This window comes from Psychrobacter cibarius (genome assembly GCA_030686115.1).
Classification (GTDB): Bacteria; Pseudomonadota; Gammaproteobacteria; order Pseudomonadales; family Moraxellaceae; genus Psychrobacter; species Psychrobacter cibarius_C.
Window position 1 is genome coordinate 1,966,382 of the sequence record CP131612.1, and the last position, 11,049, is coordinate 1,977,430.

At 42.7% G+C, this 11,049-nt stretch carries 7 protein-coding genes; 3 read left to right on the forward strand and 4 right to left on the reverse strand.

What is annotated here, in order from left to right; genetic code table 11:
• Window positions 1–85 precede the first annotated feature (85 nt).
• A complete protein-coding gene (locus tag Q6344_08170) occupies window positions 86–1,588 on the reverse strand; it encodes a PepSY domain-containing protein (protein WLG12585.1) in 1,503 nt (500 codons plus the stop codon).
• Between the two features lie 356 nt (window positions 1,589–1,944).
• On the opposite strand from Q6344_08170, the gene Q6344_08175 reads away from it, so the two are divergent.
• The 3 genes from Q6344_08175 (at window position 1,945) to Q6344_08185 (ending at window position 5,926) form a co-directional block, all read left to right on the forward strand.
• Complete coding sequence (locus Q6344_08175; protein ID WLG12586.1) at window positions 1,945–4,170, forward strand: TonB-dependent siderophore receptor; 2,226 nt, start codon at window positions 1,945–1,947, stop codon at window positions 4,168–4,170.
• Window positions 4,171–4,268: 98 nt separating this feature from the next.
• Window positions 4,269–5,012 carry a siderophore-interacting protein gene (locus tag Q6344_08180; protein WLG12587.1) on the forward strand — a complete coding sequence of 248 codons (744 nt, stop codon included), beginning with the start codon at window positions 4,269–4,271 and terminating at the stop codon, window positions 5,010–5,012.
• Between the two features lie 224 nt (window positions 5,013–5,236).
• Window positions 5,237–5,926, forward strand: coding sequence for a hypothetical protein (locus Q6344_08185; GenBank protein ID WLG12588.1), 690 nt, complete (start codon window positions 5,237–5,239; stop codon window positions 5,924–5,926).
• A gap of 25 nt (window positions 5,927–5,951) precedes the next feature.
• Here the strand turns inward: Q6344_08185 and Q6344_08190 are convergent, their stop codons facing one another.
• From Q6344_08190 to Q6344_08200, 3 genes are read right to left on the reverse strand one after another with little or no spacing between them, the layout of a single operon-like run.
• Window positions 5,952–7,121 carry an HlyD family efflux transporter periplasmic adaptor subunit gene (locus Q6344_08190; GenBank protein WLG12589.1) on the reverse strand — a complete coding sequence of 390 codons (1,170 nt, stop codon included), beginning with the start codon at window positions 7,119–7,121 and terminating at the stop codon, window positions 5,952–5,954.
• A gap of 2 nt (window positions 7,122–7,123) precedes the next feature.
• Complete coding sequence (locus tag Q6344_08195) at window positions 7,124–9,367, reverse strand: type I secretion system permease/ATPase (GenBank protein WLG12590.1); 2,244 nt, start codon at window positions 9,365–9,367, stop codon at window positions 7,124–7,126.
• 46 nt (window positions 9,368–9,413) lie between these two features.
• The gene (locus tag Q6344_08200) at window positions 9,414–10,952 is read right to left on the reverse strand and encodes a TolC family protein (protein ID WLG12591.1); all 1,539 of its coding nucleotides are present in this window, start codon (window positions 10,950–10,952) and stop codon (window positions 9,414–9,416) included.
• Between the last annotated feature and the right edge of the window lie 97 nt (window positions 10,953–11,049).

Genomic DNA, 11,049 nt, shown 5'->3' on the forward strand with positions numbered 1-11,049 from the left:
AATAAAAAATCGGGGCATCTTTTAGAAAGTTGCCCCGATTTTGTGTAAATAAGAATGAATTTTTGAATGGCTCTTTTATTTAATTTTAAAATAATAGTTTCTGTAAAAAACCAACCCGTGAAATGACTAAGAAATCTAGTAATCCGATAGCAATAATCGCGATGATGGCGGTTGGGAATATGATTGCCACTGCTAACAAAGGAATGGCAAACGGCCACCATATAGAAAAACTGAGACCACGCGCTGGTGGATTCAGTCCAACCTTTTCACTGGCATGACGTGGACGGCGCTGCCACCACATCATGTAACCGCTCACACAAATAGCAATAACTGATAAGCAAAATAGGGCATTGACCAATACGCTCCACCATCCAAGCGTCCCCATATGAATCGCAATGCCTGCCGCCATAAATTTACCAAAAGCATTATAATCATTAAAATGAATATCTGCCAAAATATTGCCCGAATAACGATCGATATGTACCGTACGATCAGCCATTGGATTTTTCATATCATAGCTCATTGAGTCTTGGCTAATCGTCCAGACACCCGTACTACCCTGTGGCATATTTAATTGGTAACGTCCGACAACACCAATCTCACGGGCAAATCGATCTACAGTATCGATCATAATCGGTATATTGGACGCGATACCATCCTTGCCAGCGACAGTGCCAGATGCTGGCATTGGTGTCAACTCAAGCACCCAAGGCACATCTTTGGTACTACCCGTATTTAGTGCATCACCATGCGTGGGTGCTGTGGCTGGTGTTGCTCCATGAACGTGCGGCGTGGCTTCAGCGTTATTCATATCCATACCAACATGATGTTGACTGTGATCAATGGAAAGCGGCATTGGCGCAACGCCCCATTTGCCCGCAGGAAACTGACTCCATGCCTGTACCATACGCTCGCCCCAGATGCCTGCCCATGCCATTCCTGAAATACAGAAAAACAGTAGCAACACAGATATCCAACTGCCCAATGTCGCATGGATGGTACGTATGAATGAGCGTTTTTTCTTATTATTTACAGCATCATTGGGTATAAGCATGGCTTTGAGTGATTTGCGTTTTTGCCACCATAGATACCAACCCGTTAGAATCATTAAAATCGTCAATGAGGCAGTGGTTTCTTGGATATAATCACCGACTTTGCCCAATAGTAAATCAGCATGAATATCATTAAAGGTATAGTACAGACCACTATTAGTCGGCGTGCTTTTGACGATATCAGCCGTATAAGGATTCACCGCCACCATATTCTCATGACTGGCTGACTTAACTTGAAACAAGGCAACAGTGTCCGTATCACGAGGCGCGATATATTTCACCAGCGTGCTGTTAGGTAAAGTGTTCAACGCGTTTTTAGCTTGCGTAGAAATAGGTGCCGTCACCGCTGAATCTGGGGTGGTAATGGTGAGGCGGTCATCATCACGACCTGTAATGTTAGACATCAACAGCATGCCAAGTGCGCTGCAAGCTAGGATAATTAAGAAAGGTGCTATAAACATTCCCGCATAAAAATGCCAACGCCATACCGTAAAATAGCGTTGAGTATTGGTTGATTGACTTGTATGTCTGTTCATAAATATGACCTTTAACAATCTTTGGTTGCTCAATGAACGACCTAGACCTATTAATAGTAGTAATAAATCCTGTCTGCCTGTTGATCTAAAAGTTGATTCCAAATAGACGGCTGCATCATACGAGAAAAGCCTTGTAAACACCATTGCTTATAGTCAAAAATTATCGTCATATTGGGGCGTTTCCTCAATCTTCATGTTTGCATCATAGTTATCTTGATGGGCTAAAAATGAGGCTACTTCACTCGACATCTTACTAAGAACGCTTTGTTTGTAAATTTTTAATGATAATGATAATCATTAATGTTATTATTCCTTTTCTTTCGCTTTCGGCATTTGATAACTTACAAGGAAATATGATGCGTTTTATCTCAACGTCTACATCCATTCGTCAAAAACGTTTAACTCTCGCCGTGCAACTGGGATTGGCAATGGGTTTGAGCCATGCAGCTTATGCTGAGACAATGCCGAATAACATCGAAAATAGTGTTGAGAACGACGTCGATAATGATATTGGTAATGATGTTAATAATAATGAGACCGTGACACCATCGACCACCTTGGATACCATTACTGTCTATGCCGACAACTACCGTAGTACGGGCACCAAAACAGCATTAGATCCCAATGACGCGCCCATGAGCTATACGAGAATCGATCAAGCGCTGTTACAAAAGCGTCAAGCAGACAGTGTCAATGCAGCGTTACGTTATGAACCAGGGGTGAGTACTGAGAGTCGCGGTACCGTGTCCATCTTTGATGAATACAATATTCGCGGTTTTAAAACTTACTCCAATTTTTACGATGGATTAAGACTGCCCTACGATGGAGCTTGGAATCTGATGCCGCAAGTCGATATCTACGCAACAGAAGCAGTCGAAATAGTCAAAGGGCCCGCATCCTCACTCTATGGCTATGCATCTCCAGGTGGCATGGTCAATCAAGTCGCCAAAACCCCAAAAAGCACTCAAGCATCTGAGGTACAGTTGCGAGTTGGCAATCAAAACCTAAAAGAAGTGGCGGTCGATACGACAGGACCTATCTCAGACACGCTCAATTATCGTTTGGTGGCGTTAAAACGACAAAAAGATGGGCAGATGCAGACCACAGAAGAAGAACGTACCCTGATCAATCCGTCACTGGAATGGCGACCGACAGAAGATGTGTCCGTTCTTGCCAATCTGTTTTATCAAGATGATCCAGAAATGGTGCCTTCCACCCCACTGCCTGCCGTTGGCACTGTCTACCATGCCAGCTATGGCAAATTAGGCAGTGACGCCTATGCCGGCGATGAGTGGAATCACTTCAGCAAAGAAGTACTCATGCCGAGTGTGACTGTCAACTGGGCTATCAATGACAAATTAACCTTCAAGCATATCCTACGCTATACCGATGCCGAGGCAGAGCAACGTAATATGTACAACAGCGGGTTTGTAAACGGCAGTGATAAGATACTCAACCGCGTAGCCTATACTACCGATGAGAGCATGAACAACTGGACCACGGACAATCAACTTGCTTATGAGTTCAATACTGCCAACACCTCACACAATCTATTGTTCGGTATCGAGTATCAAGAGACCGACAGCACCGCCACTTATTATGATGCTGGTGCAGATGGCACGCCAAATCTTGACTTATCTAACCCAGATTTTTCGCAAATCAATGCCGATACGTTGCCTTTAGATGCTTACCGTCAAGATGAAGACATCGAACAAAGCCAGCTTGGTTTTTATGTACAAGATGAGATGAAATGGCAAGATTTGACAGTGGTAGCAGGCTTACGTCACGATAATTTTGACAGTAGTACTGAGCAAACCGAAGCCACTAAAGGCGTCATTTATAATAAAAAAACAATTAACAATGATGCGTCAGAAACCAGTGGTCGTCTCGCAGCCATTTATGACTTTGATAATGGACTATCTCCTTATGCAAGCTACTCGCAGTCGTTTCAGCCAGTGGTCGGTAGTAACTTTATTACCAATGCGCCATTTAAGCCAACGACTGCCGATCAGCTAGAGGCTGGTGTCAAATATCTCTCTGCCAATCGCGCCACACAAGGAACGCTTGCGGTATTTGATATCACTCAAAAAAATGTCATAGTGACGAACCCATCTAATTATCAACAAAAAGTTCAAACGGGTGAAATTACCTCCAAAGGCTTTGAGATATCAGGCAGTCATATGCTCAACGACTGGGTAGATGTCGCGGCAAGCTACAGCTATACCGATGCTGAGATTACAGAAGATGAATACAACCCTGATGTGGTCGGCAATACCCCTGCGCAAACGGCTAAGCACAAGGCAACATTGTGGGCAGATTATTATGCTACTGACAAGCTCAGTCTCAATGCTGGCGTGCGCTATGAAGGCGGTATGCAACTTGATAAGCAAAACTCAGACGAATTACCAAGCGTGACTTTGGTAGATATCGGTGGCAATTACGAAATTAATCCGATGCTCACTGTCGGCGCGAGTGTCAACAATCTCTTTGATAAGACCTATGTCGGCGCTTGTTACGATATTAACAATTGCTGGATGGGACCTGAGCGCCAAATGTCCGTCAGCCTAAAAGCCAATTTTTAGGCAATGTAGAACTTACCATTACCAGAGAATATCAATCTGAACCAAATCTAATAAATGGGCTAAAAATATGAAACAGTTAAATAAAGGAAAGTATTAATATGGCAAAACCTACCCCAAGAATGCTAGATGTAATTGGCAGTAAATACCTCACGCCACATATGTGCCGCGTCACGCTTGGCGGGGCTGGATTGACTGATTTTCCGGCAGATCAAGAAAGCGCTTACATTAAGCTGATATTCCCTCAAGGCGATGAGGCTCGACCATTGATGCGCACCTATACCGTCAGCGTTCAACGAGATAACGAAATAGATGTCGATTTTGCGTTGCATGAGACAGAAGGCCCTGCTTCAACATGGGCACGTAACGCCCAAGTGGGTGAGCAAATATCGGTAGGCGGTCCTGGACCAAAGAAGCTGATTAACAATGAGGCTGATTGGTTTTTATTGATCGGTGATATGACAGCGCTGCCGGCGATTACCGTCAATCTTGCCCAGCTACCTGCTGACGCACATGGCTATGCAGTCCTTGAGATTACCACTGAAGCAGATAAGCAACTACTCGAAAAGCCAGACAACCTTGACATTCATTGGGTGATAAATGCACATCCAAATGCAGAAAGCAGCCCATTGCTTGATCACGTTAAAGCGCTTACTTGGCTAGCAGGACAACCTGCGGTCTGGGCGGCTTGCGAGTTCCATAGTATGCGCGCTCTACGCCATTATTTTAAGGTAGATCGCCCAATACCTAAAACACATTTGTACATATCTAGCTATTGGAAAGTCGATAGCACAGAAGACCAGCATAAAATTGTCAAACGAGAGGATGCCGAAAGTATAGAATGATAAACAATGACGTTTTGTATTTTTGAACTGTTTTAAAAGCGATGAACCACTTAAATTTATCGCTTTTCTCAAACTAAAAACCTTTCTTCAAGTGCAAGATGCCCTAAATAATATGCCCAAACTCAACATTGATTATTATTCCTATCAATAGTAATGAGCCTCATTATTTGATAATCTCGATATATCTGCCACATGCTCTACTATCGAAGAGGTAAAGCCAAATCATGCTAAAACTCCGTGAAAAATGGCTATGGGCATTATGTCTTGCAATATTGGTGCACATAGGAGTTTTCTACCTTTTTTATCTCAATATACATAAGGAAACATCGACGCAGCTGACCAGTAGCAGTGCACATACCGCTAAACCATCAGCGGCTAAAGCGCTAAACCATGACTCTCAACCCATCACCAGAAAAACCTATCTGCCTACCCTCAGTGAGACTACAACTCCTAACAACCTTGATAATGACCCTAAAGACACGAAGCAAATAACCCATAAAAACACAATGGCACCATCCAATGAAGCAAAAACAATCTCTTCTTTAGATTCTAAAAAAAACAGCCCTACTCCTTATAAAACACCTGCAATCCTACCGAAAGAGAGAATTCAAGAAAGTGACACGCTAAAATATCCAGCAAACGAAACAACTGTGTCTCTAGCGGCAAATAATATCGAGTCTATAGAGGATATGAGAAACAGGGCAGGTTTATTAAATATAGACATTCCAACAGAGAAAAATGCGATTAATACAGATAAAAACTATCTTTCGGTAAAGTCTGAAGCAGAAGAAATTAACCATCAATTAAGCTCAGCCATCAATGAAGTGAAAAAGCGTAATCAGCAAAAGATTAATGAGATGGAGCAACTAAAAAATGACTTTGACAAAAAAGACCATCAAACCATTACTCAGTGATTAATTGCGATTTTATTATACATTACTACCTTTCACCCAAACCTTCCGATAACGTTTTAGTAATAGGCTTTGTTAGGTAAGACAATACTGTGCGCTCCATCGCCTTTATATCGACAGAAGCTGTCATGCCTGGTTTGATGACTATTTTATCTTCTCGACCTTTAAATTCAGCACCCGTGATAACGATTAATACTCGATAGTATGGCTCTTCTCCTTTGGGTGTTTTCTCCATTAAAGTATCTGGGCTGATGTAACTTACAGTGCCAGTCATTGCCCCAAATATTGAATAATCATAGGCATCAAGCTTGACTGTTGCATCTTGCCCTTCTTTTATATAAGCAATGTCTGCAGGGCTGACTTTTGCATCTATAATAAGGTCACTGCTGGTTGGTAGAATCTGCATAATGACCTCGCCTGGCTTGACCACACCGCCAATAGTTGTCACATTGATATTGTTAATCTTACCTTCTGTGGGTGACAATAGACGTTTTTCATCTAAGACTTGCAGACGGTCTCTTAACTGCTCAAGCTCTGTATCTAACTCCTCTTGGGCTTTGGTCATCTCTGCTTGAGCTTCTTCAAAATACTTATTGCGCTTATTATTAATCTGCGCCTCAATATCTGCGACTTGGCGACGCAGTTTTATCACATCTGCTTGACTGACATCACCATACGTCAGTAGCGGCTCATTCATGCTAAGCTCTCTCTTAGCCAAGACCAACATTTTTTCCAAAGACGAGACATCTTCATTGATGGCTTGGCGACGCCGATTATAAAGTGCCGTTTGGTTTTGTACGTACTCTGGGTAATCTTTAACATCCTGCGTAAAAATCAAAGGTTTTTCAAAAATCTCCGCATTTAGTCGTGCTAATTTGGCTTTCAATGCAGCTGTTTTAGAGGCAGAGTTATCTACTGCCGCTTTTGCTCGCTCCTCTTCTAACACGACAAGTAACTGCCCTGCTTTAACTTCTTGACCTTCCACAACTGCAAGCTCTGTTAATACACCACCTTCTGATGCCTGAATTTCTTGAGTTCGGGCACTGGCAATCACTGTTGCTTTGGCACGAGTCACTTGATCGATTTTGGCAAAAGAAGCCCATATAATTAAAACAGTTACACCAACTAACGCAATCCAGATACTCAGTCTCGAACGGCCAACTTCAAGCTTAGTGGGTGTATATTTGTAGTCTGCCATATCTACTTACCTTGAGCATTTATTGAAGTTTTGGTCGTCATAGACTTAATCTTCATTGGCTTATTATCCGATCGGCTTGTCTGACTTTTCATTTGCTCATTTTTTCTTAATTCATCAAGCACAGCTTGTTTTGGGCCATCTATAATGATGCGTTGATTGTCCATAATAATAAGCCGATCTGCCAATTCTAATAACGCTGTTTTATGAGTGGACACAATAAAGGTTTGCCCGTCTATTAATGCTTGCTTAAGCACTTGCAAGCAGCGCTGTTCCTGACGATTATCCATAGAAGCGGTAGGCTCATCGAGTAGGAATACATTGGGTTTCGTCAATAATAAGCGGGTAAAAGCCACAAGCTGTTTTTGTCCACCTGATAGTCCACGCCCGCCTTCACTAATGGGCAAATCAAGACCGCTTGAATGACTGGCAACCAAATTGATCAGTCCTGTTTTTATCAATGCTTCTTGGAGCACATCATCATCAGGTGCCGCCATACCTATGAGCAAGTTTTCTCTTAAGGTGCCTTGAAACAAGCGATGGTCTTGTTGCAAGTACCCCAAACGTTCACTTAAGGTTTCACGACTTATTTGATGTATGTCTAAACCATCTAACAAAACTTGTCCTTTAGTAGGTGCATACAGACCTGCCAGCACTTTGAGCAAGGTAGACTTTCCTGATCCTATAGGCCCAAGTATGGCTATGCGCTCACCAGGACGAATCGTTAGTTTATTGATATTGATCGCGGGTCTATCGTTGTCTTTATAGTTAAATACCAAATGATCACATTGATAAAAACCATTAATACGACTGGGTGACAAAGGATAAGCGACGCCATGGTTGTCCTGCTCTAACTCAAACAAAGTTTCAATGTTGAGCTTAGCGGCTTTGGCATGTGAGTATTGAACCAGTAAATTGGGCAGCATCATAACAGGCGCCAACACCCTTCCGCCTAATATTGAGCAGGCAATCAGTCCACCCATGGTCATATCACCTTGCATCACCACAAATGAGCCTACAATCACGATACCGACATAGCTAACCTGTTGTAGCAGTTGAGTAAAGTACGTTAAATTATCATTCGCGTGCTTCATGTCTAAGTCGTTTTTGATGGTGGTATTCATCACATCGAGCCAGCGAGACAAAAATTTCCAGTTTCCACCGCCTGCTTTGATCGTCTCAACGCCTTCCACAGCCTCGACTAACAAACCTGTTTTATAATAAGAAGCAGTGGCCCCTTCAGCAGCAATCGCATCAATACGCTTGCGTGCCGATAATCCCATCAAAATAGCAACCACTGCGGCAATAACGGGAACAACAGCAACAAGTGGCGATCCTATAAAAGCCACTAAACTGATAAAAATAATGGTCATTGGTAAGTCGACCAAGCCAAACAAGGTGCTGGCTGTGAAAAAACTGCGTACTTGCTCATAACCACGCAGCTGTGCTGCCATAGAACCGACCGATCCTGGCATCTGATCAATACGAACTTTGAGCAGTCGCTGAAAAACTTCGCGAGACAAGTATTGATCGAGTCCCACGACTACCTTGTCCATGATTCTTGACCGTGAAAACTTCATGAATGCTTCAAAAATAATGACTATAAACACACCACTTGCTAAGATAATAAGCGTATATTCACTACGTGTTGGGATAACTCGGTCATATACTTGCATTGAGAATAACGACACAGCTAATGCCAGCATATTGATTAAAAAAGTGGCGATAATAGCTTCGAATAAAATACCTTTGTAATTGCCTAAATCAGACTTCAATAATTCAGAAAAAGAAACTTTGCGCTGCTTAATAGGGTCGTCTTTCAAACGAATTCTTAGAATTAATGACAACTGATTGGCAAGTGTATGTACGTGGTTGTGTTCTTGCCTGAAATTCCAGCTCTTTTGCGGGGTTTGACTGTCGATAATGCCCCACCCTATATCTGCTCGATATGCCAATAGAGGCAAAAAGGCAGCATCTGGCTGCTCTAATATCTCCGGCATATCTTTTATGCCGATACCTTGCAAAATCGCAATGATACCGCTTAGTTGGTGAATGGTTTGGCCTTTATTTTTAGGCAACTCACTATGCTGTTTTACAATATCGTTTAGACGTATATTATCTACCGGATAGCCTTGTTGACTAAGTAGATGTCTGATCGCTTCTATTAGAGTCGAGGTTTGATCGAGATTGGACGGCTGATCATCATGATGGATAGAGACAGCCTCTGTCGGTTGCAAATTTGGACTCATATTCATCGCTTATTTAATATTTGGGGCAGACACATGCGTAGAAGCCTTAATTATTTCTGACATCATTTTGGTCAACTATAGGTGTAATGCTGTAATCTTCATTCAGCATAATAAGGTCGCCTTTATTAAGACTCTCTTCCATAGCAGCAGGCAGCCTGATTTCTATATACTCTTCATTCATCTCTGGTCGATAACCCATGGTAGGGCTCGAATTTTTTTTATCTTGCTTGTTGAGCCATTCTTTTACGGGATCTATCGGTCTAAACAGTGTCACAGGCTTACGGTTGTGTCCAAATTTCTGCCATTGCATAATGCCAAAATCTACTTGTAATCTATGGAAAGCACCCAGTATATCTGCACGTGTTTGCGCCAGCTGTACTTGATAATCATTGTGTTCACGCACGGCATTTAACACTTCAAGCCACGATTTACGGCCAGCAATAAATTGCCTACGATAAGAGCTCACCACAATTTGTGCACCTGCCACGGCAGCGACTAATGAGGTCTCTCGGTCTTTGGCACTCACAAACTGCTGATATTGCACCTGAATGTTCTCTATTACGCCACGGCGCGATGCTTCTTGGGTTTGCACTAGGCTATCAACTTGTGCTTGTGATGCTCGTGCTAACGAAAGGTTAGAAAAGCCAGCCCCTGGTGTATAACTCATGCCTAATGAGAATTTTCCATCATTTTCACTGTCTTCATGATAGTAAGCATGTTCGTATTGGGCATAAATAGTAGGATATCGTGCTGCCTGCTGTGCCTCAACGCCTTGCTTGGCGGATTCAATTTGAAAGTGTTCTTTTACGATGATGGGGTTATAAAAACTGATTTGATCAAAAGCCATTTTTTCAAAATCCGCTGACTGCTGTTTGGCTTGATCCACCAACACCTTGATATTCGGTAGACTCATTGCACTGGCGTTAGACAGTGGCTGACCAATAATCTGCTCAAGTCTGGCGGCGGCGATACGTTGCTGTTCAACGGCCGCTTGATAGGCAGTTTGCTCCTGCAATATACGGTTAGTCACTAAATCAAGCTCAATCCGAGCAGACACACCCTGACTGACACGGCGCTGCATCATGGCTTCAAAATCGTTAAGCGACTTTAAGCCATTAGCATGAATCTCTTGTTGTGCGATGGCCTGAATATAACTCTGCCAAGCATCGATCGTCGTTTTGGCCACTAGGTTTTGTTGCTCATAAATATATTCTACCGCGGCCTTATCATCGAATATCGCTTGATTGACATCAGCTGTCAGCTTACCAGCTGTCCATAACGGCTGGCGGACAGTTACCTGTGAGACAAAATCATTGTCTCTATCGTAGCCTGAGCTTACACTTGGCGTCGGCAACAGACTTAATTTGGCAGCATTAATACCTTCTATCGTCGATTGTTGATTTGCTTTGGCTGACCAGACTAAAGGATGCGTCTGAATGGCTTGCGTAATTAAACTGTCGACTCGTAAATCGTTTACGGCTGCATGTGTGCTCATGGCAAAACATGTACCAACTGCCAAAATCGCAATCTGACGGCATAACATTCGGACAGGAGATAATTTTTTCGGGCTGAACAGGTTTTTCATATTAGGATTCAGTGAGTGATTCTATAAATATTTTTCTGTGTGATTATGTGATTTTTATAAACTAAGCACTTCCTAATGCTAGTAGCAAAAGACAAGT